Source organism: Corynebacterium sp. KPL1824, assembly GCF_000478095.1.
Lineage (GTDB): Bacteria > Actinomycetota > Actinomycetes > Mycobacteriales > Mycobacteriaceae > Corynebacterium > Corynebacterium accolens.
The window spans coordinates 507,740-533,358 of the sequence record NZ_KI515750.1 but is presented as its reverse complement, the minus strand read 5'-3'; the positions used below and the strand labels follow the sequence as shown (position 1 = coordinate 533,358).

At 57.7% G+C, this 25,619-nt stretch carries 24 protein-coding genes; 16 read left to right on the top strand and 8 right to left on the bottom strand.

Going from position 1 to position 25,619, the window contains the following annotated elements; genetic code table 11:
* On the bottom strand, positions 1-350 hold a 350-nt coding region (locus HMPREF1267_RS08810), incomplete at its 3' end, for a biotin/lipoyl-containing protein (protein WP_023029009.1).
* A 125-nt stretch (positions 351-475) separates the two neighbouring features.
* Here HMPREF1267_RS08810 and HMPREF1267_RS08805 point away from each other — a divergent pair.
* Positions 476-886 carry a hypothetical protein gene (locus HMPREF1267_RS08805; RefSeq protein ID WP_005283964.1) on the top strand — a complete coding sequence of 137 codons (411 nt, stop codon included), beginning with the start codon at positions 476-478 and terminating at the stop codon, positions 884-886.
* A gap of 5 nt (positions 887-891) precedes the next feature.
* On the opposite strand, the gene HMPREF1267_RS08800 is transcribed toward HMPREF1267_RS08805, so the two are convergent.
* Positions 892-1,428, bottom strand: a complete 537-nt coding sequence (locus HMPREF1267_RS08800) for an isochorismatase family protein (protein ID WP_023017207.1) — start codon at positions 1,426-1,428, stop codon at positions 892-894.
* A gap of 38 nt (positions 1,429-1,466) precedes the next feature.
* Positions 1,467-2,963, bottom strand: a complete 1,497-nt coding sequence (locus tag HMPREF1267_RS08795) for a leucyl aminopeptidase (RefSeq protein ID WP_023029008.1) — start codon at positions 2,961-2,963, stop codon at positions 1,467-1,469.
* Between the two features lie 105 nt (positions 2,964-3,068).
* On the opposite strand from HMPREF1267_RS08795, the gene HMPREF1267_RS08790 reads away from it, so the two are divergent.
* The gene (locus HMPREF1267_RS08790) at positions 3,069-4,163 is read left to right on the top strand and encodes a branched-chain amino acid aminotransferase (protein WP_034667349.1); all 1,095 of its coding nucleotides are present in this window, start codon (positions 3,069-3,071) and stop codon (positions 4,161-4,163) included.
* A 45-nt stretch (positions 4,164-4,208) separates the two neighbouring features.
* Here HMPREF1267_RS08790 and HMPREF1267_RS08785 read toward each other — a convergent pair whose 3' ends face one another.
* Together HMPREF1267_RS08785 and HMPREF1267_RS08780 are read right to left on the bottom strand one after the other, a co-directional pair.
* On the bottom strand, positions 4,209-4,985 hold the full coding sequence (locus tag HMPREF1267_RS08785) for a nicotinate-nucleotide--dimethylbenzimidazole phosphoribosyltransferase (RefSeq protein ID WP_023029006.1): 777 nt from the start codon (positions 4,983-4,985) through the stop codon (positions 4,209-4,211).
* 12 nt (positions 4,986-4,997) lie between these two features.
* Complete coding sequence (locus tag HMPREF1267_RS08780) at positions 4,998-5,678, bottom strand: DUF3043 domain-containing protein (protein ID WP_005278343.1); 681 nt, start codon at positions 5,676-5,678, stop codon at positions 4,998-5,000.
* A 142-nt stretch (positions 5,679-5,820) separates the two neighbouring features.
* Here HMPREF1267_RS08780 and HMPREF1267_RS08775 point away from each other — a divergent pair, with 142 nt between their 5' ends.
* Complete coding sequence (locus tag HMPREF1267_RS08775) at positions 5,821-6,165, top strand: iron-sulfur cluster assembly accessory protein (protein ID WP_005283948.1); 345 nt, start codon at positions 5,821-5,823, stop codon at positions 6,163-6,165.
* A 92-nt stretch (positions 6,166-6,257) separates the two neighbouring features.
* Here the strand turns inward: HMPREF1267_RS08775 and asnB are convergent, their stop codons facing one another.
* Complete coding sequence (asnB, locus tag HMPREF1267_RS08770; RefSeq protein WP_023029005.1) at positions 6,258-8,180, bottom strand: asparagine synthase (glutamine-hydrolyzing); 1,923 nt, start codon at positions 8,178-8,180, stop codon at positions 6,258-6,260.
* A 388-nt stretch (positions 8,181-8,568) separates the two neighbouring features.
* Between asnB and HMPREF1267_RS08765 the strand changes: the two genes are divergently transcribed.
* The 6 genes from HMPREF1267_RS08765 to HMPREF1267_RS08740 all read left to right on the top strand — a co-directional run bounded on the left by HMPREF1267_RS08765 (position 8,569) and on the right by HMPREF1267_RS08740 (position 15,027).
* Positions 8,569-9,642 (top strand): cytochrome c oxidase subunit II, encoded by a 1,074-nt coding sequence (locus HMPREF1267_RS08765; protein WP_023029004.1) that lies wholly within the window; start codon positions 8,569-8,571, stop codon positions 9,640-9,642.
* 19 nt (positions 9,643-9,661) lie between these two features.
* Entirely contained in the window at positions 9,662-10,093 is a 432-nt protein-coding gene (locus HMPREF1267_RS08760; protein ID WP_005278348.1) for a cytochrome c oxidase subunit 4, read from the top strand.
* 566 nt (positions 10,094-10,659) lie between these two features.
* Positions 10,660-11,244 carry a heme-copper oxidase subunit III gene (locus HMPREF1267_RS08755; protein ID WP_197719670.1) on the top strand — a complete coding sequence of 195 codons (585 nt, stop codon included), beginning with the start codon at positions 10,660-10,662 and terminating at the stop codon, positions 11,242-11,244.
* 56 nt (positions 11,245-11,300) lie between these two features.
* Positions 11,301-12,188 (top strand): c-type cytochrome, encoded by an 888-nt coding sequence (locus HMPREF1267_RS08750; RefSeq protein ID WP_005283937.1) that lies wholly within the window; start codon positions 11,301-11,303, stop codon positions 12,186-12,188.
* Positions 12,185-13,405: a ubiquinol-cytochrome c reductase iron-sulfur subunit gene (locus tag HMPREF1267_RS08745; protein WP_023029002.1), complete on the top strand. Its 1,221-nt coding sequence runs from the start codon at positions 12,185-12,187 to the stop codon at positions 13,403-13,405. Before HMPREF1267_RS08750 ends, HMPREF1267_RS08745 begins: the two co-directional genes overlap by 4 nt.
* Positions 13,405-15,027, top strand: coding sequence for a cytochrome bc complex cytochrome b subunit (locus HMPREF1267_RS08740; RefSeq protein WP_005278357.1), 1,623 nt, complete (start codon positions 13,405-13,407; stop codon positions 15,025-15,027). Before HMPREF1267_RS08745 ends, HMPREF1267_RS08740 begins: the two co-directional genes overlap by 1 nt.
* An 852-nt stretch (positions 15,028-15,879) precedes the next feature.
* On the opposite strand, the gene HMPREF1267_RS08735 is transcribed toward HMPREF1267_RS08740, so the two are convergent.
* Positions 15,880-17,124: an IS256 family transposase gene (locus HMPREF1267_RS08735; RefSeq protein WP_023028115.1), complete on the bottom strand. Its 1,245-nt coding sequence runs from the start codon at positions 17,122-17,124 to the stop codon at positions 15,880-15,882.
* Positions 17,125-18,144: 1,020 nt separating this feature from the next.
* On the opposite strand from HMPREF1267_RS08735, the gene HMPREF1267_RS08730 reads away from it, so the two are divergent.
* The 6 genes from HMPREF1267_RS08730 to HMPREF1267_RS08705 all read left to right on the top strand — a co-directional run bounded on the left by HMPREF1267_RS08730 (position 18,145) and on the right by HMPREF1267_RS08705 (position 23,934).
* A complete protein-coding gene (locus tag HMPREF1267_RS08730; protein ID WP_005278362.1) occupies positions 18,145-18,774 on the top strand; it encodes a C40 family peptidase in 630 nt (209 codons plus the stop codon).
* A gap of 120 nt (positions 18,775-18,894) precedes the next feature.
* Positions 18,895-19,938, top strand: coding sequence for a C40 family peptidase (locus tag HMPREF1267_RS08725; protein WP_023029001.1), 1,044 nt, complete (start codon positions 18,895-18,897; stop codon positions 19,936-19,938).
* A complete protein-coding gene (locus HMPREF1267_RS08720; protein ID WP_023029000.1) occupies positions 19,939-21,042 on the top strand; it encodes a glycosyltransferase family 4 protein in 1,104 nt (367 codons plus the stop codon).
* A gap of 38 nt (positions 21,043-21,080) precedes the next feature.
* The gene (locus HMPREF1267_RS08715; protein ID WP_023017218.1) at positions 21,081-22,013 is read left to right on the top strand and encodes an ROK family protein; all 933 of its coding nucleotides are present in this window, start codon (positions 21,081-21,083) and stop codon (positions 22,011-22,013) included.
* Between the two features lie 23 nt (positions 22,014-22,036).
* Positions 22,037-22,777 carry a 1-acyl-sn-glycerol-3-phosphate acyltransferase gene (locus tag HMPREF1267_RS08710; RefSeq protein WP_023028999.1) on the top strand — a complete coding sequence of 247 codons (741 nt, stop codon included), beginning with the start codon at positions 22,037-22,039 and terminating at the stop codon, positions 22,775-22,777.
* Between the two features lie 65 nt (positions 22,778-22,842).
* Complete coding sequence (locus HMPREF1267_RS08705; RefSeq protein WP_232215130.1) at positions 22,843-23,934, top strand: acyltransferase family protein; 1,092 nt, start codon at positions 22,843-22,845, stop codon at positions 23,932-23,934.
* Here the strand turns inward: HMPREF1267_RS08705 and HMPREF1267_RS08700 are convergent.
* Positions 23,840-25,027: a glycosyltransferase 87 family protein gene (locus HMPREF1267_RS08700; protein WP_023028998.1), complete on the bottom strand. Its 1,188-nt coding sequence runs from the start codon at positions 25,025-25,027 to the stop codon at positions 23,840-23,842. The genes HMPREF1267_RS08705 and HMPREF1267_RS08700 overlap by 95 nt on opposite strands.
* 75 nt (positions 25,028-25,102) lie before the next feature.
* On the opposite strand from HMPREF1267_RS08700, the gene HMPREF1267_RS08695 reads away from it, so the two are divergent.
* A complete protein-coding gene (locus tag HMPREF1267_RS08695) occupies positions 25,103-25,612 on the top strand; it encodes a polyadenylate-specific 3'-exoribonuclease AS (protein ID WP_023028997.1) in 510 nt (169 codons plus the stop codon).
* Positions 25,613-25,619 lie beyond the last annotated feature (7 nt).

The window sequence follows — 25,619 nt, the reverse complement described above, 5'->3', positions numbered from 1 at the left end:
CCGGACTTCTTCTCGTCCTTGTCTTCCTTTTCCTCGGACGTGGATTCTTCCTTGTCCTCAGACTTGTCGTCGTCGGAGTCATCAGAGTCATCGGACGAGGAGCCAGCCTCGTCTTCATCACCGATGAGCGCGATGACCTCGCCGACCTCGATGGTGTCGTCTTCTTCGGCCTTGATTTCTAGGATGGTGCCTGCAACGGGGGAGGGGATTTCGGTGTCGACCTTGTCGGTGGAGACCTCGAGCAAAGGTTCGTCTACCTCGACGGTGTCGCCGACGGACTTAAGCCACTGGGTAATGGTGCCTTCGGTTACGGACTCGCCCAGCTCGGGCATCTCAACGGAGTTCGCCATGAGTTTTAAGACTCCTCGAAAAGTTGGAAGTATTCTATCGCTACCGCACAATCTTACAGCGTGATGCCCGTCATCGTGCAGTAGTGGGGTTAGTAATACCCTCCATGCGGGTAAACTAGTGGGTTATGTTCAACCTCTTCCGCCGCAATAAGTCCCGATCGCCACTGCGACCGCCCCGCGGTCCGGGAGAAACTATCCGCCCAGAAGATGAACAAGAGCTCAAAATGTGGGCCGCCGATAAGGCATTTATTGAGGCATTTATCGAGCCAGAGACCGTGGTCAATGAAATGTCCGTGGTCGTTGTGGATGAAAAGGGCGAGTTTATTCGCCGGCGCATCGGCGGGCCGAAGGGGATTGACGCGGTAGGAAAACTATTGCAATGCGACGTTTTTGATGTCGAAGAAACCGGGTACCCCCAACGCATGCGCGAGCGCATGGAACGCCAACGCATCTTGCGTAAAAGGGAAGAACAGCGCCTTCGCCGCGCCCGCTTTGAGCGCGGCGAAAACCCTGATTCGGGGCAGGACTTAAGTTAATCGGCCTAGACGATGGTGGCGCCGGCCTTTCCTAACTTCGCTAGGGCGGCATCCCCGCGATCTGGATCAACAGGAGAGCAATACTCGCTTAAGACGCGGACGGAAAAACCTTCCTTTAAAGCATCCGCAGCGGTTGCCTGCACGCAGTGATCCGTGGCAATGCCGACGATATCCACCGCGTCGATATCGTGCTCCCGCAGCCACTCCGCCAGCAATACGCCGTGTGCTGCGCCCTCAAAGCCGGAGTACGCGGCGGTGTATTCGCCCTTACGAAAATATGCTTGCGCAGGCCCGATGGCCTCGTGCATCTGAGCCCCATAGGAATCGGCGACGCAGTGCACCGGCCAGGAATCGACAAAATCCGGGTCCTCTGCAAAGTGGGAACCCGGATCGATGTGCCAGTCCTGCGTGGCAACGACGGTGTCGTACTCGGTCTGCAAAGAAGAGATCTTCTCTGCAACCTCGTTGCCGCGATCGGTGCCAAGCGCGCCGCCTGGGCAAAAATCGTGTTGGACATCAACGATGATTAAAGCAGTGTTCATAACTCCGCTATTTTAGGCCCAGGCGGCTACGTGAGGTATTACTTTGATTCAGCAATCTCGCGCAGGGCAGCGATGACGGTGCGGGTGGGAACGCCCGTACCCATCTTTGGCGTATAGCCATAAGCGCCGGTGGTATTGAAGGAAGGCCCAGCGACATCGATATGTGCCCATTCGATGCCCTCGCCCACGAACTGCTTCAAGTAAGTGCCGGCGTATTCCATGCCGCCTTCGCGCTTGGCGTTGATATTGCGGATATCGGCGCTGGCGGATTTCACGGATTCATCGTGCTCTTCCAATAGCGGCATGGCCCACGCATTTTCGCCGACCTCGCGGCCGATGCCCGCCATGCGGTCGCGGAAGTCTTCCGAACCCATGACGCCGGCGGTCCGCTCGCCTAGGGCGACCATCTGGGCGCCGGTTAGCGTGGCGGTTTCGATGAGGAAGTCGGGCTTATCCTCGCTGGCGCGCGCGATGGCATCGGCAAGCACGAGGCGGCCCTCCGCGTCGGTATTGAGAACCTCAGAGGTAATGCCGCCGTAGTGGGTGATGACATCGCCCGGGCGGGTGGCGTTATCGCCCGGCATGTTTTCTGCCAGCGGCAGGGTAGCGGTGATCTTCACCGGCAGGTTGAGCTTGGCCGCAGCGATGATGGAGGCGGCCATGGCGGCGGAACCGCCCATATCAGAAATCATGTCCCACATGCCAGAACCCGGCTTCAAGGAAATGCCGCCGGTATCGAAGGTGATGCCCTTGCCCACGAGCGCCACGTGCTTCTTTGCCTTCTTCGGGTTCCAGCTCAGGCGCACCAGGCGCGGCGGGCGAGCGGAACCGCGGCCAACGGCGGTAATGCCGCCAAAGCCCTGCTTCTGCAGTGCCTTTTCATCCAGGATTTCTACCTCGAGGCCAACTTCTTTAGCCTGGGCGGAGAGGAAGTCTGCATAAGACTCCGGGTACAGCAGGTTGGACGGGGTATTGACCAAGTCGCGGGCAATCACCACGGACTCCGCGGTGATCTTGGCCGCCTCGAATTCCTCGCGCGCGGACTTTTCTGCCACCACGGTAAAGGCGGCGGGCTGCTCGGAATCCTTGTCGGACTTAGAACGAAGCCCCTTGAACTTGTAGCCGCCCAAGGTAAGGCCCTCTACCGTGGATGCGATGCCAAAATCGCCCAAGGAGGTGGCCACCTCTTCCACCTTGGAAATCGAGCGTGCGGCGCTGCCGACGGCGCGGCGCAAGGTTTCTGCATCGAGGTCTTCGGCATCGCCTAGGCCGACGGCGATGATGGAATCGACCTCTGCCTTCTTAGGCGCCGGGATGCGGGTGACCTCATTGGCCTTGCCGGTTGCTCCCACGGCGATGAGGGACTCGTATGCTTCGCGCAGCGCGGCCGGCTTGAGCAGCGAGGTGCCTGGAAGTTCAATGCCTTCCTCGCCCTTAAATGCGGCGATGAGTAGGGCCTGCGCGTTCTTCGGGGCCTTCTTTTCTAGCTTAAGCTCCGGAAATGCCCCACGTGCGGGTCCAGTGTGCTGAGACATAAAGTCCTCCTTTTTAATTGGTACTAATGAAACTTCTGCCCATGATACCGCGCTAGAGTGAACATATTCCTACCCGGCTATAGATAAAAGGAGTAGATTGTGGGCATGCTTGATTACACGATTACCCGTACGAATCAACCAACGGCGGCAGAAGATTTAGATAATATCCTGGCCAATCCCGGCTTTGGCCAGCACTTTACGGACCACATGGTTACCATCGATTGGTCCACGGACAAGGGCTGGCACGACGCGCAGGTCCGCCCTTACGGCCCGCTGACGATGGATCCGGCTAGCAACGTCTTCCACTACGGCCAAGCCGTCTTCGAAGGCATTAAGGCCTACCGCCAGCCCGATGACTCCATCGTTACCTTCCGCCCAGATCAAAATGCACAGCGTTTTATCAATTCGGCGCAGCGCTTGGCGATGCCCGAGCTACCGCAAGAAGAGTTCATCGAGGCACTGCGGCAGCTGGTGGACATCGATAAGAGCTGGGTCCCAGAGGCGGGCGGGGAAGCATCGCTCTACCTGCGCCCCTTTATGATTTCGACCGAGGTATCGCTGGGTGTGCACCCGGCCAATGCTTATCGCTTCATCCTCTTGGCCTCGCCCGCCGGTGCGTATTTCAGTGGCGGCATTAAGCCGGTTTCGGTGTGGCTGTCTACGGATTATGTCCGCTCCGCGCCGGGCGGAACCGGTGCCGCGAAATTCGCTGGCAATTACGCCGGTTCCTTGTTAGCGCAAGCACAAGCCGAAGAAAAGGGCTGCGATCAAGTGGTCTGGCTGGATGCCATCGAGCGCCGGTATATCGAGGAAATGGGCGGGATGAACCTCATGTTCGTCTACGGTACCGGCAGCGACGCCGAGATCGTCACCCCGGCCCTCTCCGGATCTCTGCTGCCCGGCATTACCCGCCAGTCCCTGCTGCAGGTCGCCGAAGACATGGGGTACAAGGTAACTGAGCGGCGCGTCACTGCCGAAGAATGGCAGCGCGATGTGGAATCGGGTGAGATGACCGAGGCCTTTGCCTGCGGTACCGCCGCCGTCATCACGCCGGTGGGGCGCGTGCTTGGTGAGGACACCGATTTCAGCGTTAATAATAACGAGGCCGGCGAGGTTTCCATGGCCTTGCGCGAGCGCCTAACCGGCATCCAGCGCGGCGCCGTGGATGATGCCCACGGCTGGTTGCACACTTTGGTCTAGCGCACCGAAGTGTAACGCGGCGCGAGGCGGACCTGCGCCGCGCAGTTAGGCCTCTGGCTGCGTCGCGTCCGCGGTGATTTCCACGCCGAGCAAGACTAGGGGTAGGGAGGCCAGGGCGCCGAGCGCCGGCACCGGTTCCATCTGCAGATCCAGCAGGGGATCCAGCCGCAGCTTCTTTAAAGCCAACCGGTGAGCCGGCTGCGGCGAGATATTGGTAGCTAGAAGCCAGTCATAGATCCGCGTGTCTGCAGCGGCGCATACGGCGGCGGTGGCGGTCAAGGGGGCATCGACAAGCAGGGGCGTGCGCCGCCTAGCCGCCTGGGACATGAATCCCACCAGCGTGGCCAATACGGGGGAGCCGCAGGCCTTCATGAGCTCCCGCCCAGTCAGGCCGCGCATCCGAAACATGGAATCGCGAATGGCCGCAACCTCGGCCTTCCAGTCCTCGACGCTCGGCTGCTTGGCGACGACCACCACCGGCTCCTCCTGCGCCATCACCCCCATGGCGGCCGCGGCAACCTGCGTGGTGTCGATTCCGCCTGGAATGAGCAGATCCGCACCGCCGTCGATTTCCGCATCCGCCGCCTGCACGCCTAAGTCATAGGCCGTGGAGCAATCCGTCACTGTGACAGAATTAATGCTGGCCCCAACCCGCCGCGCCGCGGTCTCCGTGGCCTGGGGAATCCCTTCACCGTCCTCGGCGAAAATTACGGCCCGCACTCGCTGTGGCTCGGAAGCGGGGGATCGATCTTGGCAGGCGGCGAGCCACTGTGCGGCATCGCTTAGCCGGCCATAGGGATAAAGCTGCGGGGAATCAGCCATGAGCGTGCTTCCTTAAACGTCGGCACCGCGCTCGACGCGCGGGCGAGGAATGCGCCACTTGCGGGGCTGGCTGGCGCGGGAAAATGCGTAGAATCCCAGGCCAAAGCCGGTGGCGGTGGTGCCGGGGAACTTCTTGCGGACAGCATTATTAGCGCGGCGACCCAGCCAGATGCCATCGATGGCGAAGATGAGGATGACCACCATAGCAATCGCATTGATGAGGCCGGCGATGCTGGGGGCCGCATAGGTCACAAAGACCACGACGATAAGGGCAAGCGCCATCGGCATGACCCATTCCGAAAGCGTGCGGCGGGCATCGATCCAATCGCGCACGTAGGCGCGCTCTTCGCCCTGATCGCGGGCAGGGAGGAAGCGTGGATCGCCTTCGGCCATGCGCTCCTGGCTTTCGCGATTGCGCTGGTTGCGCTCCTTGCGCTCCTGCTTTTTATATTCTTTCCACTCGTCCTTGCTCATGGACTTTTTGAGTTCCTTGCGGCGCTTATAGCGCTGCGCATCGGATACCCCATGTGGATCGCGCTTCACGCCGCGCGCGATTTCTTGTTCCTGGCGCTTTGGCGTGGGACGACCCTTCGGCGGGGTATACCCCTTGCGGTGGGTTTCTTCCTGAACTTCTTCCTGCACGGGAGCGGGTTCAGGGGAGGTCTTGTCATCTTTTTGCCACGGAAGTTTCACGCTGATCAGACTACAGGGTTTCGACCCCAAGAGGGGAATAGGCCCGCCCACGGCGTTGTTATTACTATGGGCTACCTTTTCCCTCCTTGTAGATGCGGGTAGGGTAGTGGCTACGCAACCAAGACACATTTGAGGAGAAGTGATGACCGCTCCAGTTTCCGAAACCGGCGTCATTCTGACCGAGGCCGCAGCCGCAAAGGCAAAGGGCCTGCTTGATCAGGAAGGCCGCGACGATCTCTCCCTGCGCATCGCAGTACAGCCCGGCGGCTGCGCTGGCCTGCGCTACCAGCTCTACTTCGATGACCGCAGCCTTGATGGCGACAAGGTCGACGAGGTGGGTGGCATCAAGCTCGTCGTGGACAAGATGTCCGTGCCGTACCTTACCGGCGCCAAGATTGACTTTGCTGACACCATCGAGTCCCAGGGATTTACCATCGATAACCCGAATGCCACCGGCTCCTGCGCGTGTGGCGATTCCTTCAACTAAACAGAAGGATAAAGAAAAAGGGTGAGTGCTTCGTGGCGCTCACCCTCTTTTTATGTCTTTAAAGCTCGGCGTGGAACTTTGCCCAGTTCGGCTTAAAGCTTGACCGGGTAGTCGCGCTGCTCGATCTGCGGGTCGATGCGCTTTTCCACAAAGATGCCGTGCCAAATCATAAAGGACAGCACGGTCCACAGGCGGCGGGAGTGATCGGAGACGCCATCGCGGTGCTCCTTGAGCATCTCCAGGACTTCCTTCTTATTGAAGATGTCCTCGGTCTGGGAATCGTTGATGGTGTCTTGCGCCCAGCCGTAGAGCTCGTCGCCGGCCAGCCAGTGGCGCATGGGAACCGGAAAGCCCAGCTTCTTGCGGTTGAGGACGTGGGCGGGAACGATCTGTTCCATGGCCTTGCGCAGGGCATACTTGGTGGTGCCGTGGGAAATCTTTAGATCGTGCGGGATGGATTCTGCGACCTTAAATACTTCCTTATCTAGGAATGGCACGCGCAGCTCCAAGGAGTTGGCCATGTTGATCTTATCGGCCTTGACCAAAATGTCACCGCGCATCCAGGTAAACAGATCAAGGTGCTGCATGCGGGCTACCGGGTCAAAGTCTTCCGACTGCGCATAGATGGGCGCGGTGACCTCGCGGTGATCCCATTCGCGCTTGGCCCATGGGATAACGCGCTGCATCTGCTCAAAGTTAAAGGACCGCGCATTGCCGTAGTAGCGCTCCTCCATGGTCATGGAGCCGCGGTTAAGTAGGGACTTGCCCTTCATGCCATCCGGCAGTACGCGGGAGAGCTTGCCCAGGCCCTGGCGCAGGGGAGAAGGGATCTTCTCAAATGGCGCGAGGGACAGCGGTTCCTTATAGATGGTGTAGCCGCCGAAGAGCTCGTCGGCGCCCTCACCGGACAGGACCACCTTGACGTGCTTGCGGGCCTCTTGGGCCACGAAGAAGAGCGGTACGAGGGAAGGATCGGCCACCGGATTATCCAGGTACCACATGATCTTAGGGATCGACTCAGCATATTCTTCCGGCGAGACGATCTTGACGATGTGCTCTACGCCGATAGCTGCCGCCGATTCTGCGGCCACGTCCACCTCGGAATAACCTTCGCGCTCGAACCCAGTGGTAAACGTCAGCAGATCCGGGTTATGGCGCTTGGCCAGGGTAGCGATGGCGGTGGAGTCGATGCCGCCAGACAGGAAGGAACCCACGGTGACATCGGCACGCATGTGCTTAGCGACGGAATCCTCCAGCGCTTCTGCAATGCGGTCAAAGAGCTGTTGTTCTTCGCCTTCTGGAACCTGCTGGACTGGGAAACGTGGCTTGAAGTATCGCTCGGATACGACCTCCTCACCCGGCTTCAAGGTCACCGTGCAGCCGGATTCCACGCGGCGAATATTGGCGTGCAAAGATTCCGGTTCCGGCACGTATTGCAGGTCCACGTAGTGTTCGATGGCGCGGCGGTCAAGGTTGAGTTCTAGACCAATGTCCTCGGCCATGTCCAAGATGCACTTCATCTCGGAGGCAAAGACCGTGCCGGCGTCCGTGGTGGCATAGTAAAGCGGCTTGATGCCAAACTGGTCGCGCGCGGCAAACATGGTTTTAGTCTTGGTATCCCAAATGACGATGCCAAACATGCCGCGGAGGTGCTCGACGACATCCTTGCCCCAGTGGTGGTAGCCCACCGCAATGGGTTCGCCATCGCCTTCCGTGTAGAAGGTATAGCCCAAGGCCTTAAGTTCTTCGCGGAGCTCAACGTAGTTGTAGATCTCGCCGTTAAAGGTAAGGGCATACCGCTCTGGTTCATCCTCAGGGCCCCAGCGTAGGGGCTGGTGGGAATGTTCCAGGTCGATAATGGACAGGCGGTTAAAGCCGAAGGCGGCGTCGCCATCATGCCAAGTACCAGCTGCGTCCGGTCCGCGGTGGTGCATGCAAGGAAGCGACCGCTCCAGCGCGTCGACATATTTGTCCACGTCACCGGTGGCCGCGAGCATGCCAAGAAGTCCGCACATGTAAAGATAGCTCCTTTTAATTAAGCGACTAGTGCTCGGTGTCCTACTTTACGGTGCATGGGGTAGAAACCAGAAAGCGCCACGGCTTGGAAGAAGCTGCGGAAAAGCTTAAATTCAGCTTCCCCGTAAGGGTGCGAACTTTCGGATGATGACCGGAATTGTTCCCTGTGAGTTAAGGCACATGGCAAAGGTGCAGACTGGGGGTACGGTTGGAACATTGTGCAGGTGGGGCGGTAACCTACTGATTCGTGGATATAAATTGAGCGCCCTGGGTCTCCTTTTAAGCTTCAAAAAGGCTGGGAACCAAGCATTTATCCATTATTCTGATTGGGTAAGGGTGCTCTGTGAGTATTCGAGAAGTTTGTGTGGACAGAAAGGCAGAACACACGTGGGACAGCGTAATAAGCGCACCTTCGCCCGTAAGGCGGGCGTAGCTGGCGCACTTGCCCTAGGCGGTCTCGCCCTGGCTGGTTGTGACGTTCAGGCGCCAACTGCTGTAGAGAACCTCCTGGGATTCGGTTGGCCAAAGGGTGTTACCCCTGAGGCAGAAGCAATGTATAACTTCTGGATCTGGGTCTGGGTTGCAGCTTGGATCGTCGGCTTCGTTATGTGGGGCCTATTCCTTACTGCAATCTTCCGCTGGAGCGCGAAGAAGGCAAAGCGCGATGGCAAGGGCGAATTCCCGCGCCAGACGCAGTACAACGTGCCATTGGAGATGGTGCTGACCATCGTTCCAATCCTGATCATTATGACCTTGTTCTTCTTCACGGTGCAGACCCAGCAGAAGGTCACCGCATTGGATAAGGATCCAAAGGTTACCGTTGACGTCACGGCATTCCAGTGGAACTGGAAGTTCGGCTACGCCGAGAACCGCGTCAACGGTAAGAACTACAACGGTGCGGACGAAGCGCGTCAGGCTGAAGCGGAAAAGACCGCCCATGACCCTGAGGGCGTGGACAACCCCAACCCAATTCACGGTAAGTCCAAGGGCGACCTTTCCTACCTCAACTACAACAAGATTGAGACCGTAGGCTCCACCGAAGAGGTTCCGGTTCTGGTACTTCCTTCCGATACGGCTATCGAGTTCCGTCTGGCTTCCGCTGACGTTTCTCACGCGTTCTGGGTACCGGAGTTCTTGTTCAAGCGCGACGTGTACGCACACCCTGAGGCTAACGCCCAGGAGCGCAGCTTCCAGATCGAATCGATTGATAAGCAAGGCGCCTTTGTTGGCCGCTGTGCTGAGATGTGCGGTACCTACCACTCCATGATGAACTTCGAGATTCGCGTTGTGTCCCCAGAGGACTTCAATGCCTACATGGACTTCCGCGAGAAGAACCCGAACGCCACCAACGCCGAGGCGCTGAAGGAAATCGGCCAAGATCCGTACGCAGTTACCACCCACCCGTTCTCCGGCGAGCGTGACACCGCCGATGGTGACAACTTCGTTAAGACCGCGGCATAAGAGATAAGGACATTACACAATGCGTGCTACATCGAAAGTCTTTTACTCAATCGCGACCTACCTTTTCGTCTCGCTGATTGTTTATATCTTTGGCGTCACCCTCGTGAAGGATGATGGTTACCTCTACGGTGCCGAGTGGGTTGGCATCGTGGGCATGTTCCTCTCCGTCGTGCTCTGCCTCATGCTGGGCGGCTACCTGCACTTCACCGATAACCGCAGCGACGTTCTGCCGGAAGACTGGGAAGAAGCAGAGACCGAAGACTCCGCTGGTATCTTGGGCTTCTTCTCCCCAAGCTCCATCTGGCCGCTGGCCATGGCCGGTGCCATCGGCTTCTTGGGCCTGGGCGTCATCTTCCTGTACTACTGGCTCATCGCCTTGGGCGCCGTGTGCTTGATTGCTGCCTGCACCGGCCTGTCCTTGCAATACGGTCTGCCTAAGGAAAAGCACTAGAAATTATCTAGTCGCAGCCACTGCCTAAACTTCTCAGCCCTCCTCACCATTCCTCGGTGGGGAGGGCTTTGGCGATCCGCGTCGGAAATCGACGGGTAAAGTTCCCGCGGTTCCTAAATTTTTTTGAGAAGGGGGAGAGGGGTTGCGCCCAGGTTTTAAGTGGGCAGCAAAAGCGCATCCCAGCACGTAAACGGCTATTTCTGCGGGGGTCAACCGAAAGTTGCAAATGGGCCATTTTCCCCGGAAACCACCGTGTGATTTATCTCTCTAAGAAACTTGCCGAAACCGGTTGCGGACGAAGGGTAGATCATCGTGCATCGGCTAGGTCGAGTCGTAGGAATTGCGACTATAGCCGGAGTTTAAGTGTGTCACCTGCGTTGATGTCCCGTCGGATAAGAATACAAAAAGTTCCCAGGTATTTATTGTTGACGGATCTCGTTCGTTTCCTTATTGGTAGCTGGCAATTTGGTGAAATCCGAATAGAGAAAGCGGGGGGAATTGAAGTGACTTTAGGATCCAGAACGGCCATAATTACCACTGTGACGAGCGTAGTTTCTAACCAAGGTATGACAGCACCACGTGTTGCCTCGCTGAACCGACCCAATATGGTCAGCGTGGGCACCATCGTGTTCCTGTCTCAGGAATTGATGTTCTTTGCCGGACTGTTCGCGATGTGGTTCACCTCGCGAGCGAACGGCCAGGAAGGCGATTGGGCTGAGCACACTGCCCATATCAACCTGCCAATGGGCTTTCTCATTACTGCAGTGTTGATTTCTTCCTCCGTGACCTCGCAGTTCGGCGTGTTTGCCGCAGAAAGGGGTGACGTTTACAAGCTTCGACTCTGGTACACCATCACGCTGGTATTGGGTGTTGTCTTCCTGGGCATCATGGCGTTTGAGTGGGCTGAGTTGATTCACGCAGGCGTGACGGTACAGTCCAGCGTCTTTGGTTCGGTGTTCTACATCATCACCGGCTTCCACGCTGCGCACGTAACCGCCGGTTTGATTTCCTTTGCAATCATCCTGGCGCGTATCGCTAAGTCTAAATTCACGCCGGCACAGGCCACCGCCGCGATGGCAGTGTCCTACTACTGGCACTTCGTTGACGTTGTGTGGATCGGTGTGTTCACCGTTATCTACTTGATTCAGTAGTGTCGGCGACCCTCTCCCCAAAACAGTCCTCCCGTGTTCGAGTTATCTAAAGGAAAATGATGGATAACAATTCGCAGTCCGCGGCAGTGGAGCAGACCACTGCCTCGGCTAAGAAGACCCGCCGTCGCCGCAAGGCGAAGCGCACCCTTGCAGGTGGCTTTGCTTTGGCCATCGGTTTGACCGGCGCTGGCGTCTTGGCCTCTGCCTTGACGCCTGACGCTCAGGTCGCTACGGCGGAAAAAGATGATCAAGCCCTCGTGCAAGAGGGTAAGGACATCTACGACACCGCTTGTATCACTTGCCACGGTGCCAATCTGCAAGGCATCGAAGGCCGTGGCCCCTCTCTCGTAGGTATCGGCGCCGGCTCTGTGTACTTCCAGGTTCACTCCGGCCGCATGCCGATGATGTCCAACGACGCACAGGCAGAGCGCAAGGCTCCTCGTTACACCGAACAGCAGACCTTGGCGCTGGCCGCTTATGTTGCTGCTAACGGCGGCGGCGCAGACATTGTCTACAACGACGATGGAAGCATCGCCCAAGAATCCCTTCGCGGCGCCAACTACAACGGCCAGATTCAGGCCGAAGACGTTGCCAAGGGCTCTGAGCTTTTCCGCATGAACTGCGCATCCTGCCACAACTTCACCGGTCAGGGTGGCGCGCTGTCCTCCGGTAAGTACGCCCCGGAGCTGGCACCTGCTAACGAGCAGGAAATTTACCAGGCAATGTTGACCGGTCCGCAGAACATGCCAAAGTTCTCTGACCGCCAGCTGACTGCAGATGAAAAGAAGGACATCATCGCCTACTTGAAGTCTGCAGAAGAGACTCCGTCTCCTGCCGGTTGGGACCTTGGCGGTCTCGGCCCTGTGGCTGAAGGCCTGGCAATGTGGATTATTGGTATCAGCGCCCTGTGCGCCGCTGCTATGTGGATTGGATCGCGCTCATGAGCAATGTGAAAAAGAATTACACTGACGCAGAGCTCGATAAGATGAGCAATGATGAACTTGCTGCACTTGGTACCGAGCTCGATGATGTCACCGTAGCGTTCCGCAAGGAGCGTTTCCCGGTTGAAGGTGACCCCGCGGAAAAGCGTGCGGGTCGCAATGTCGCCATTTGGCTGGCACTCTCCGTTATCGGCGGATTGGCTTTCTTGGGTGTCTACCTGTTCTGGCCTTGGCAGTACAAGCAGCTAGGGGAGGACGGCCTTGTCTGGCACACTCTCTACACCCCGCTGCTCGGTATTACCGCTGCACTGTCCATTTTCGGACTCGGTTTTGCCATCGTTCAGTACGTGAAGAAGATCCTGCCGGAAGAAATCTCCGTGCAGCGTCGCCACGATGGTCCTTCCGAAGAAGTTGACCGCCGTACTCTTACCGCTCTCTTGAACGATTCTTGGAAGACCTCCACTCTCGGCCGCCGCAAGACCATCCAAGGTCTGCTTGGTGGTGCAGGCGTTCTCTTCGGCTTGACGGTTATCGCCCCGCTTGCCGGCGCAATCCGCAATCCATGGAAGGTTCGCCACGAGGTGAACTACGCCGGTGACGGCACGCTGTGGACCTCCGGCTGGACGATGCACGAGAAGGGCGTAAAGCTTTACCTCGCTCGTGACACCGGCACCATCGCTGAGAAGCACTCCGGCGAGTCCGGCGAACACTACACCACCGAAGGCGTTACCCGCCTGGTGCGCGTTCGCCCCGAAGACTTGGCTGCCGGCGGTATGGAAACCGTCTTCCCGCTTGCGGAAGAAGACGTCAACGACGGTGACCAGTACGACGCTAAGCGCGACGTATACGAGCACCACATGCACTCCATCCACGGCAACCGCAACGCGGTGATGTTGATTCGTCTGCGTCACTCCGATGCACAGAAGGCGATCGAGCGTGAGGGTCAGGAAGACTTCCACCACGGCGATTACTACGCCTACTCCAAGATTTGTACTCACATTGGTTGCCCAACGTCGTTGTACGAGGCACAGACCAACCGAATTCTGTGCCCCTGCCACCAGTCGCAGTTCGACGCTTTGCACTACGGTAAGCCGGTCTTCGGCCCGGCCGCCCGTGCTCTGCCACAGCTGCCCATCACGGTGGACGATGAGGGCTACCTTGTTGCAGAGGGCAACTTCATTGAGCCTGTCGGTCCGGCATTCTGGGAGCGTAAGTCATAATGAGCAATAAACTCGCCCAAATGGGCAACAACATGGACGAGCGCTACAGCGCCGCCGGCGTGCTAAGGACGCAGCTGAACAAGGTCTTTCCGACCCACTGGTCCTTCATGCTCGGTGAGATGGCGCTGTATAGCTTCATCATTCTTCTACTAACCGGTACATACCTGGCGCTATTCTTTGACCCTTCCATTACGAAGGTCATCTACGACGGCACCTACGCACCGCTGAACGGCGTTGAGATGTCGCGCGCCTATGCAACCGCACTCGATATTTCCTTCGAGGTCCGTGGTGGCCTCTTCGTTCGCCAGATGCACCACTGGGCAGCACTGCTGTTCATGATGTCGATGGTTGCGCACATGCTGCGCATCTTCTTCACCGGTGCATTCCGTCGTCCCCGCGAAGCTAACTGGATTATTGGTTGCACCCTTATCCTGTTGGGCATGATCGAGGGCTTCCTCGGTTACTCCCTGCCGGACGACCTGCTTTCCGGTGTCGGTCTGCGCATTATGTCCGCCATCATCCTGGGTCTGCCGATCATTGGTACTTGGCTGCACTGGGCCATCTTCAACGGCGACTTCCCGTCCGACTTGATGCTGGACCGCTTCTACATCCTGCACGTGCTGGTCATCCCTGGCATCATCCTGGGCCTCATCGCGGCCCACCTGATTATGGTGTGGTTCCAGAAGCACACCCAGTTCCCTGGACCGGGTCGCGCAGAGAACAACGTGGTTGGCGTCCGCATTATGCCGGTCTTCGCAACCAAGGCAATTGGTATGGGCATGATGGTCGCCGGCGTGCTGGCTTTGATGTCCGGTGTGCTGACCATCAACGCCATCTGGCTGCTTGGTCCGTACAACCCGTCACAGGTGTCTGCAGGTTCCCAGCCCGATATCTACATGCTCTGGACTGACGGTGTGGCTCGTGTCATGCCCGCTTGGGAGCTGTACCTGGGTAACTACACGATTCCTTCCGCCTTCTGGGTTGCGCTGTTGTGTGGCCTGATGGTTGTACTGCTTATCACCTACCCGTTCCTGGAGAAGAAGTTCACTGGTGACGATGCGCACCACAACCTTCTGCAGCGTCCGCGTGACGTTCCTACGCGTTCCGCGATCGGTGCCGCAGCAATCGTGTTCTTCCTCTTGGTTACTCTCTCCGGTGGTAACGACCACGTTGCGCACTTCTTCCAGATTTCGTTGAATGCGATGACCTGGGTCGGACGCATCGGCCTGATTGTCCTGCCGCCGATTGCTTACTTCATGACCTACCGCATCTGCGTTGGTCTCCAGCGCTCTGACCGCGAGGTGCTCGAGCACGGTATCGCTACCGGTGTCATCAAGCAGCTGCCTAACGGTGCCTTCATTGAGGTCCACCAGCCGCTCGGCCCGGTTGACGAGCACGGTCACGCAGTACCGCTTGAGTACGCAGGCGCTCAGGTGCCGAAGCAACTTAACCACCTCGGTTACGCTGACTCCGAGATTCAGGGCACCTTCAGCCCGGACGATCCGGAACTCATGCGCCGCGTTCACGAGATTCACGAGGAGAACCACGAAGAGGAAGCGGAGATGTTCCGCCGCCTCAACGAGGCCAACCGCCGTGATGACGAGGAAAACGGTCGCATCTAACCTTTCCTTGGGTTAGCTCGATACACGCTCACTAAACGAGCCCGCTAAGCCACCAATACCTGGTGGTAAGCGGGCTCGTTTCAGTTTTGGAATCGTCGCTTTCTTAAGGAATTCCGGGTTACTTCTGCTGGGCTATTGAGCTAGGAGTCGGCGCATAATACAGACACCCTGGGATTGTCTCTTTTGGGCGAAAACCGGATATTTGCCTGAACTATCTTGGTAGATGGCCTCGCACAAACGCGGGGTCAACCTAGGCGGTAAGAACCTCGTCGTCTTCCACATACGGGAATGGAAGTACCGACCAACGGCGGCTCACGCGGGAACGCCTTGTCTAGCGGTGGGGAATAGCGCCAGCCCTGTTAGTTAGCAGTAGGGTAGCCGTCCTAGGAGCACGCTGTTGCCTCTGAACCTAGGATGGATGATTTCCGCGTATGGGCCATTGAGCGAGCCCCATAGCCGGTATTTGTCTTTAAGCGTGGTCTTCAGGGCTTCGGAATAGCTATTGCACTCCCTCCAGCCCTAATTTGTTCTTTTCCCTTTGCTTCACTTTCTTGGGCGCAGTTAGGACAGTTCTTATTGGCTGCTTTTCTTCTGTAGTCATCACCACTAGAAGCGTGAGCCTCACTTGGGTCCGTTGCTACAGCTTTTTGACGATGCTAGAGCACTTCGATTGCATCGTCGGCATTGGTAGTCGCAGGTTCCACGTTCGTATCCTCTTCGCCATTTCTCCTGGGTTAATTGAAGGGCGGGTCAAGTCCGGTGGAGTGGTGTATCTGTCCTTTCTGAATCTGTGAATCGGGGGACAGTGTCAGGGTCGGTGTTGGGGTCCGGCTCGGGGTTGATGTTGGCTCATTAGGAGGCTGCCTCGATGGTGTCTTCGTCGTTGGTGTGGATGGTGTTGGTAGCTATCAGGCGTCGGGTGTGTTCCAAGCTTGCTAGTGACATATAGCGTTTCTGCTGAATCCAGTCGTCATGCTGTTCAGCTAGTATCGCGCCGACGAGGCGTATGATAGCTGCGCGGTTGGGAAAGATTCCTACAACGTCGGTACGCCGCCTGATTTCACGGTTCAAACGCTCCGTTGGATTATTGGACCATACCTTCGTCCATACAGCTTTGGGCGTGGTTGTAAACGCGAGAATCTCATCTAATGATTCTTCCAGGTAGTCAGCTGCGTCGGGGAAACGCTGCGTGCAGAAATCTACGACTTGGCGGGCTTGGTCCCAGGTAGCTTGCGCGTCGGTTTGCTGGAAGATGGAGTGAAACATTCCCGATAGTGTTGTCCACTGGCGTTTTGACACTTTTGACGACAAGTTCTTAGCAAAATGTGTCCGGCAGCGTTGCCAACCTGCAGTAGGCAGTACTTGACCAACAGCTGCTTGGATTCCTAGGTGCGCATCGCTGGTGACGAGATAGACTTCGCCAAGACCACGGGCTTTGAGGTCTTGGAAGAATCCGGTCCATGATTCCACGGATTCTGATGTTGCGACCTGCATGCCTAGTAGTTCACGGTAGCCGTCGTTGTTAACACCGGTAGCGATAAGCACACTGGTTTTAACGACCCGTCCGCCTTCGCGGACTTTCATGGTCAACGCGTCACAGGACAAGTAGTAATACGGTCCTGAATCCAGTGGGCGGGCTCTAAAGTCAGCGACCATCTCGTCAAGTTCTTTGGCCATGTCAGAAACTTGTGATTTCGACAGATTGTTAATACCCAGCGTGGCCACCAAATCATTCATGCGTCTAGTGGAGACCCCTTTGAGATAACACGTGGCTATCACGGTAGTCAGGGCTCTTTCGGTGCGTGTGCGCCTTTCTAAGAGCCAGTCGGGAAAGAATGCGCCGTGACGTAGCTTCGGGATAGCAACATCAATGCTGCCTACCCTGGTGTCTAAGGAGCGGTGACGGTAGCCATTGCGGGTATTAGTCCGTTGTGGAGATACCGTGGCGTAATCAGCGCCGCAGACCGTGTCAGCCTGAGCTGAAAGTATCTGGTTAATGAAGTCTGTCAGCATCTGGCGCATCAAGTCTGGGGAGGCTTGGGTGAGCAATTCTTCCAGATACGCAGTGGGATCGATATGATGGGGGTTAGCGGCCATCGCGGTTATATTCCTTTCGAGGATAGGTTGAAGTTGATTCGAAAGGTACCCGTGATGGTCGCCTTATTGTGCACCGGCACGAGGCTTACCACGGGTTACAGATACACCACACTAATGGACGCAACCGAAGGGCGCTGTGCTTTGTGCAGATATTTGGTTTGGGACTCACCCAATCCGGCAACAAGAGCGTTCCTCGAGGCGCGAGATATAGGCGTTATTCTCCGCCCTTAGATACTGCAGTGAGGATCTCGTTCGTGCCGGACTTTTAAGCAAGTATTGCCGGCCGCTACAGTGACTAAGCCGACCAAGGCTTTTCTATAGGGGCGCACGCCTTAAAACGAGGGACTGGGCTGGACTAAACCTTTCTCGCCCGGTGGGTAGTGGAAGCGGCGTCGCCTAACAGGCCCCAGAGCTTTTCAACAATCCGCGGGGTGGACCCTTGGGTCCAGCGTGCAATTGGCCCGCGGGCTCAGTAAAACCTGGAGGGATACCGCTGGATAGGCGGCCGGTTTTACACGATCAGAAGGCGTTAAAGGACGAGGCTGATGGTACGAAAGTGATTGTTACACATAGTATGTGGCGAAAGTCACAAATAATAATTTTTGAACTTGTTGAAGCCCTAGTTTGTGGAAGGGGTGACTGTTGAAGGCGGGGTAAGCCTTGGCTATTGTCCCAGTGTAGGGCCCTTAAAAATCAGTAATAGCTTTATTGAATCTTCGATATGCCGGGTTTATCTCGGCTTGGTCAACATAAGATAACGAACGTGTAACAAAGCCAGATCCGGGGTGACGAATGGACATTGATTGTGATGATTTCGTAACCTATTCGAGACATTGAGTTACCGCCCGAAAAGGTGCTCAATACGAAATGAAAATTTAAAGCGTCGCATCTGGCTCCTCCTAGTGAGGGGCCGAGTGGAGGAAGGCCTAAAGGAACGGCCCTCCAATGAACACTAGGCCCCAGGGTCAGAGCTTTTCTACAAGGGAAAGTAGACGCGTAGGAAGATTTGGAGTTTTTCTCGTGGCAAAGCACCGTCGTCAGGGCACTGTAAATACCCGTCGTATCGCATCTACTGCAGCTATCGCTGCAACCGCAGCTGTCGCCGCCCCAGGCGTCGCTCAGGCTGCTGAGGTCGTTGTTCCTAATACCGACTACCGTTTCGAGGTTGCCGGTCTGGAAAACGTTCCGAACATTGACCAGGTTCCGAACATCGACAAGTACGTCCCGTCCTTGGGTCAGGTTTCCAACCAGGGTGGCGACAACTTCGTTGCCGCTGCTGAGCAGCAGGCTGCTCCGGCACCGTCCACCGTTGGCCAGAAGGCTCTGGAAGCTGCACGCTCCGTCCTCGGCTCGCCGTACGTTTACGGCGCTGCTGGCCCGAGCGCATTCGACTGCTCCGGCCTGACCAGCTGGGCATACTCCCAGGCTGGCGTTCAGATTCCGCGTACCTCCCAGGCTCAGGCCGCTGGCGGTACCCCGGTTTCCCTGGACCAGCTGCAGCCTGGTGACATCATTTCCTACTACGGTGGCGCTTCCCACGTCGGTATCTACACCGGCAACGGCACCATCATTGACGCGCTCAACTCCGGCACCCCTGTGCAGGAGCGCGACTTGAACTACATGCCGATCCACAACGCTGTGCGTTTCTAATTGGCAGTGAAATGACATGCCCTTCCCTTTGTAAAAAGGGAAGGGTTTTGTTGTGCAACAGCGGCCAAAACCCGCTATAGTAAATTCGATTTTTGAAAATTTTGAGTTGAAGGTTTTCTCGTGTCTAAACGTGTGCTCCCAGCCGCTGCACTAACTGCAGTTCTCGCTGTTACTTCTCTTTCTGGCCTGCCGCAAGTTATCGCGCAAGAGACGGAACCGAACCAAGAATCTGCCACTGAAAATGTTTATGAGCTGGTGGATCGTGTCGGCGAGGTCGCCCGCAAGGTCTCTGCTAAGAACGAGGAAGTCAAAGAGCTAGAAGATAAGCTCGCGACCAAGGAAGAAGAGGTCGCTCAAGCAGAAGAGGACGCCGCTCAGGCACAAGAGCGCGTACGCGACGCGCAGGGCGATGTCTTCACGCAGCAAGGCCGCGTGGACGATCTGGCACAGTCTCGCTACCGGGGAGACTCCCGTTCTGCCGTTTCGGGCGCTTTGGCAGCAGAAGACCCCGCAGACGCCGTAGAGCGCATGGGCTACTTGGGCGCGCTCTCGCGTAAGGCGCAGCGCACCCTCGATGCCAAGGCTGATGCCGCCTCGACGGCCGAAGCGGTTCAGCAGGAAGCCGCTGAGGCTGCGAAAAAGGTCCGAAAGGAAAAGAAGGATCTCGAAAAGCAGCGCGATGAGCTGGTAAAGCAAAAGGATGCGCTGGAAGAGCAGCAGGCCGATATCGAGGCGCAGGTGGATGCGCTCAGCGATGAGCAGCGTGAAGCCTGGGAGGGACAATTCGGCGGCACGGATAAGCTGGACATCGACTTGGGCGAGATCGCTGATGGCGCTAGCTCTGCGGCTCTGTCCAAGCTGGGCTCGCCCTATGGTTGGGGCTCTGCCGGCCCGAATCAGTTCGACTGCTCCGGCCTGATGTACTGGGCCTACCAGCAGATTGGAAAGACCATTCCGCGCACCTCGCAGGCGCAAATCGCTGGTGGCACGTCCGTGCCGGTTGACCAGCTGCAGCCTGGCGATATCGTGGGCTACTACCCGGGAGTTACCCACGTTGGAATGTACATTGGCAACGGCCAGGTAGTACATGCCTCGACCTATGGCGTGCCGGTTCAGGTCGTGCCGCTGAACTCGATGCCTATTTCGGGGACTGCACGGTTCTAAGTGGCCCGCATACTGCTGGTAACAAATGACTTTCCTCCCAAAGTTGGAGGAATCCAGTCCTACCTGCGGGACTACCTAGACGCGCTCGACCCAGACGATGTCGTAGTATTCGCTTCGACCCAAGAGCCACCGGAGGACTATGACGCCTCTGTCGCTTACAAAGTCATTCGGTGGCCACATCGCGTGATGCTGCCCACCCCGGCAACCATGCGCCGCATGCAGGAAATCATCCGGCAAGAATCCATTGACGTTGTATGGTTTGGTGCGGCGGCACCGCTGGCGCTGATGGGCAAGGCCGCGCGACAGGCGGGGGCGCGCCGCGTGGTGGCGACCACGCATGGCCACGAGGTGGGCTGGTCCATGGTTCCGCTGGCCCGCCAGTGCCTGCGGTTGATTGGCAATAACGCCGATGTCATTACCTATATTTCGGACTACACTCAGCGTCGCCTGCGTGGAGCGTTTGGCCCGCGCCCCGAGTGGGCGCACCTGCCTTCCGGCGTCAGCCTAGATTCACTTTCCCCCGCAACCCCTGCCCAGCGCGCTGCGGCAAAGGCGGAGTTTGGGGTAAATGGGCCAACCATCGTCTGCATTTCCCGGTTGGTCCCGCGCAAGGGGCAAGACCAATTATTGCGGGCGATGCCACAGATCAGGGAAGAATTCCCCAATGCGCAGCTAATGTTGATTGGTCGCGGGCGCTACCACGACGTACTGCAAGAATTGGCAGAGATGTACTGCCCCGATGCGGTGATTCAACCGGCCCCCAGCATTGAGACCGCCCTCCACGCCGCCGATGTTTTTGCCATGCCGGCCCGCACCCGGGGCGGCGGCTTGGACGTGGAAGGCCTGGGCATCGTCTATCTGGAAGCACAAGCCTGCGGGCTGCCGGTCGTTGCCGGTGATTCTGGGGGAGCACCGGAGACCATTACGGGGGAGACGGGGATCGTCGTCAAGGGCGCGTCCGTCGATGAGCTCGTGGAGGCCTTGAAGGCGCTCTTGCGCTCGCCAGAAATGCGTGATCGTATGGGGCAGGCGGGGCGCAGGCATGTTGAACAGCACTGGAGCTGGGAGATCATGGGGCAGCGGCTGAGAAAGCTTATGGCTTGATGTGACCCTGGCCCGGTTGTCGGTATATTCTGATATCCATGCTTGAAAACAACTCCGCCGATCTTACTATCGGCTTCGATGTCGGTGGCACCAATGTGCGCGGTGGAGTAATTACTCGAGACGGGGAAATCCTCGCGAGTCGCACCATGCCAACCTCGAGCGACCCGCGGCAACTTGATGATGACCTGGTAGCAATCGTCGAGGAGCTGCGCGCAGAGTATCCCGTGGGTGCGGTGGGCCTTGCCGTCGCAGGATTTTTGGATCCAGAGTGTGAGACCGTCCGCTTTGCCCCGCACCTGCCGTGGCGGAATGCACCTGTCCGGAGAAACCTCGCGGAGCGCTTGGGGCTGCACGTCCGGCTGGAGCACGATGCCAACTCCGCTGCCTGGGGTGAATGGCGCTTTGGCGCGGGGCGCGGCGCGAAGGATTGGGTATTTTTTGCCGTCGGCACCGGCATCGGCGCGACCTTGATGACCCATGACACCATCTACCGCGGCGCGTTTGGAACGGCCCCGGAATTCGGCCATATCGTGGTGGTGCCGAATGGCAGGCAGTGCTCGTGCGGCAAGCGAGGGTGCCTAGAGCGCTACGCCTCTGGCACGGCGCTGCCGGATACCGCGCGAGAGCTGCGGCCAGACTATGAGACTACCTTGCCGCCTTACCCCACCGGTGAGCAGGTCGCACGCGCGGCCCGTGGGGGAGACCCACTCGGCATTGCGGTAATGGAGAACTTCGGTCAGTGGTTGGGCCAAGGCCTATCCATCGTCGCCGATGTGCTCGATCCGGAGCTCATCGTGATCGGCGGCGGGGTGTCCCAAGACGCGGATATGTACTTGGAGGAAGCCACCGCTGCCATGGGCCGGGATATCGTCGGCGCTGGGCATCGCCCCCTTGCTCGCGTTGCAACCGCGGAATTGGGCTCGGCAGCAGGTATGATTGGCGTAGCTGACTTGGCCCGCCGCGGCCACTAGAACGAGCGAAGGACGAGCTGGAGATGAAAAACAAGTGGTACTGGGCGTTTAAGCATATCTTTTTCGGTCCCGCCCTGCGTGTATGGAACCGCCCTTGGTCAGAAGGAATGGAAAAAATCCCTGCTGAGGGCCCCGCGATTTTGGCATCCAACCACCAAGCGGTGATGGATTCCTTCTTCTTCCCCTTGCTGTGCCCGCGCCAAATTACGTTCTTGGCCAAGGCCGAGTACTTCACCACCCCTGGGCTCGTGGGCGGCATGCAGAAGTGGTTCTTTAGCTCCGTCGGGCAGGTCCCCATTGAGCGCGATCATGAATCAGCCAGCCAAGCCATGCTCGAAACCGCGCGGAAGATTGTGGGGCGCGATGATCTCTTTGGCATCTATCCAGAGGGCACACGTTCCCCAGATGGGCGTGTGTATAAGGGTCGTACCGGAATGGGGCGCATCGCGATGGAGACCAATCAGCCGGTCTATCCCATCGCCATGATCAATTCCCGCAAGGCCAACCCGATCGGATCGTGGATTGTCCGCCCCGCCAAGGTGGGTGTGCGCGTGGGAGACCCCATTTACCCACACGATTGGGCGCGCGAACACGGCATGGATCCACAGGAGCACGAGACCATCCGTGCTTTTACGGATATGGTCATGAAGACCTTAGCCGAGCTCTCCGGCAATCCCTATGTGGATGTCTATGCGGCTGATGTGAAGGAATCATTAAAGGCCGGCCACGGGTACCCCGCCGGTGCGGAGATTAAAGGGAGGTAATTACAATTCCTCAGGCCCGCTTAGCGTGGCCGGATACCGCAAAAGGAATTTCTATCATCGGCGTGGTGCTCCTACACATCACGCTGAAGGTGCCAGGAGCCGAACAAACGTGGCTTGCAACTCTCAATACCTTTCTCGATCCCCTGCGCCTTCCCCTGTTCTTTCTGGTCTCCGGCTACTTCTCTTATAAAGTCTTTCGTTACAATTTCGCGGAGTTATTCACCCGCCGCCTCTGGTTCTTCCTTATCCCTTATCTGGTGTGGATGTCCGTAGAGCACTTGACCAAACAGCTGGAGTACCAGTGGGTTTTCGGTGACTCTTCCTGGGGCATGACCGACATGGTGTATAACCTCTTGCTCGGCCATACCATGGCGTGGTTTATCCATGCGCTCATTTTGTTCAACCTATTTCTGTGGTGCGTGCGCAAATTGCCTGCGTGGGCGGGCATCGGGCTGAGCTTTACCCCCGTTATTTTTATTGCATGGCAGGAACAGTTTCAGTTTATTAGCAAGGCCATCATGTTCCTGCCCATCTTCGTCGGTGCAGCCTACCTGCGGGAACCGATTACCCGTTTTGCCGCCGCGGCAGAAGAGGTATTCCACGGCTCGTGGACGGCGCGCAGCGTTGGGGCATATGCCGCGGCCATCGGCACGTACTGTGTTGGCCTGGCATTGCGCCACGCGTGGGACGGCAACGAAGAAGACATTGCTTTTAACTGGCCCCTATTGGGCGCGGACTTTTTGGAATGGGGAGATATCAACCTGTTAGTGCGCTTCGCGGAACAGGTGCTAGAGGTACCCGCGGGAATCGTTGGGGCCGTGCTCATTAGCCACATTCCGTGGATTGCAGAAGGCGTGAAGTTCGTCGGCCGGCACACGCTGCCGATTTATCTCTCGCACCCAATCGGCCTGACCGTGGGCTATGGGTACTACATGGCGCATCATGACTATGTCGTTTCTTTGGCCGGGTCGTGGCCGCTGGAAAACACGTGGTTCTGGATCGCTATTTGTTTTATCTTTACGGCCATTTCCTCCCTGGCGCTGTGGGCGCTGGGGAAAGTCCCTATCCTTGGCTGGACGCTGGTTCCGCCGCGGATCGATCGGCGCCGCCCCGCCGTAGAGCCAATGGTAGCGAACAAGCAACCAACAGCACGGTGATGATGACGTAGTCATTGCCAACGATGTGCTGCCACCCCGTCCAATCCAGCTCCTGGTCCTCGGTATGTGGAACCTGCCAGTGGCCGCGGGCGAAAAGCGCCAGCCAGGTGAGAGCGGCGAGGACCCAGCGGCGGCTGGCCACCAGGTAGATGCCCGCTAATACCAGCCAGGTAAAGTGGTGCGACCACGATACGGGGGAGCACAGCAGCGATACGGAGGCCGCCAGCAGCATGAGCACAACCTGGTTACCGTGAGACAGGCGCTCCATGGCAAACCACACGATCGCGATGACGACGATGACGCCAACGAGCCACAAGGTTTCTGCGTTATTGGGGCTTAAGCGGGTAAATAGCCCGCGCAAGGATTGGTTGGCGCTATAGGCTAGGCCGCCGATGCGCTCGGAATCGCGCAGGGTAGAGGTCCAATACTCAATCGAGCTGTGCGGATTGGCGGCAAAGGCGATAAGGCCGGCAGCCACGAAGGAGCCTAGCGTGGTAAAGAAGGCCTTCCACTCGCGGCGGACGAAGAAGACAGCCAAAAAGACCGCCGGGGTGAGCTTGATGGCGATGGCGATGCCGGTCAGGATGCCGCGGGCCTTTTTCACCCATAGCAAATCAATGACCACGAGTGCGGTGAGCAGGATATTGATCTGGCCAAAGCTAAAGGTCTGCGTAATTGGCTCGGCCAGCATGGCGGCAAAAAGCCCCCAGGCCGCCCATTGTTGGCAGTTGAGGGTGCGCAATACCAGCGCAATGCACACCCACAATGCGAGCACGGAAAGGACCGTAATCACCACGGCGGCGGCGGTGAGGGGGATCCACTGGAGCGGGGCGAAGAGCAGGGCCGCAAACGGTGGGTAGGTAAATGGGAGAGACACGTTGCGGTCGGTGCCTACGAAATAGTCGCGATTATAAAGGTCGCTGCCGAATCCGGCCCCGCCTTCGCGGTACACATCGAGGTCAATGTGGTAAAAGGCGCGGAAATCGCCGGCGAATAAGGCAGGAATATCGATAATCCACCACAGGGCGGCAAGCACTGACAGGATTAGGGGAAGGGCGGTGGTCCACAGGGATTTATTATCGGTTCGGCTCACCTGCAAAATTTTACAGCGGCGCGATCGTGGGGCCAATTTCCCGCGCCCGTCGCCGCAGCGCTAGGCTTGTACAACGTGCGTTACTTCTATGACACCGAATTTATCGAGGATGGCAAGACCATTGAATTGGTCTCCATCGGCATCGTCGGTGAGAACGGAAGTGAATATTATGCCGTATCCACGGATTTTGACCCGTCCAAGGCCAACTCTTGGGTCAAGGAAAACGTCTTGGCCAAACTGCCCAGTCCCCAGGATTCCGCATGGAAGCCAGCGAGCACCATCCGCACGGAAATCCTGGAGTTTTTAACGCGCAGCTCTACGCCCATTGAATTGTGGGCGTGGGTCGGCGCGTATGACCACGTGGTATTGGCGCAGCTGTGGGGCGATATGGCGAGCTTGCCCAAGCGCCTGCCGCGCTATACCCGCGAGCTAAAGCAGCTGTGGGAGTTCGCCGGGCGTCCTAGCTTGCCGGCCGTGCCTAAGGGCAATCATGATGCGCTTGTCGATGCCCGCCATAACCTCGCCAAATTCCGCGCCTGCACCGAGGTCTTGCCCTTGTCCAAGGGTAATAGAATCAATTTCTAGCAGTTAA

Bases quoted from the DNA above. Each gene is read 5' to 3' on its own strand.
- HMPREF1267_RS08805 (WP_005283964.1), top strand. From the start codon at position 476: ATGTTCAACCTCTTCCGCCGCAATAAGTCCCGATCGCCACTGCGACCG.
- HMPREF1267_RS08800 (WP_023017207.1), bottom strand. From the start codon at position 1,428: ATGAACACTGCTTTAATCATCGTTGATGTCCAACACGATTTTTGCCCA.
- HMPREF1267_RS08795 (WP_023029008.1), bottom strand. From the start codon at position 2,963: ATGTCTCAGCACACTGGACCCGCACGTGGGGCATTTCCGGAGCTTAAG.
- HMPREF1267_RS08790 (WP_034667349.1), top strand. From the start codon at position 3,069: ATGCTTGATTACACGATTACCCGTACGAATCAACCAACGGCGGCAGAA.
- HMPREF1267_RS08785 (WP_023029006.1), bottom strand. From the start codon at position 4,985: ATGGCTGATTCCCCGCAGCTTTATCCCTATGGCCGGCTAAGCGATGCC.
- HMPREF1267_RS08775 (WP_005283948.1), top strand. From the start codon at position 5,821: ATGACCGCTCCAGTTTCCGAAACCGGCGTCATTCTGACCGAGGCCGCA.
- asnB (WP_023029005.1), bottom strand. From the start codon at position 8,180: ATGTGCGGACTTCTTGGCATGCTCGCGGCCACCGGTGACGTGGACAAA.
- HMPREF1267_RS08760 (WP_005278348.1), top strand. From the start codon at position 9,662: ATGCGTGCTACATCGAAAGTCTTTTACTCAATCGCGACCTACCTTTTC.
- HMPREF1267_RS08755 (WP_197719670.1), top strand. From the start codon at position 10,660: ATGACAGCACCACGTGTTGCCTCGCTGAACCGACCCAATATGGTCAGC.
- HMPREF1267_RS08750 (WP_005283937.1), top strand. From the start codon at position 11,301: ATGATGGATAACAATTCGCAGTCCGCGGCAGTGGAGCAGACCACTGCC.
- HMPREF1267_RS08745 (WP_023029002.1), top strand. From the start codon at position 12,185: ATGAGCAATGTGAAAAAGAATTACACTGACGCAGAGCTCGATAAGATG.
- HMPREF1267_RS08740 (WP_005278357.1), top strand. From the start codon at position 13,405: ATGAGCAATAAACTCGCCCAAATGGGCAACAACATGGACGAGCGCTAC.
- HMPREF1267_RS08735 (WP_023028115.1), bottom strand. From the start codon at position 17,124: ATGGCCGCTAACCCCCATCATATCGATCCCACTGCGTATCTGGAAGAA.
- HMPREF1267_RS08715 (WP_023017218.1), top strand. From the start codon at position 21,081: ATGCTTGAAAACAACTCCGCCGATCTTACTATCGGCTTCGATGTCGGT.
- HMPREF1267_RS08710 (WP_023028999.1), top strand. From the start codon at position 22,037: ATGAAAAACAAGTGGTACTGGGCGTTTAAGCATATCTTTTTCGGTCCC.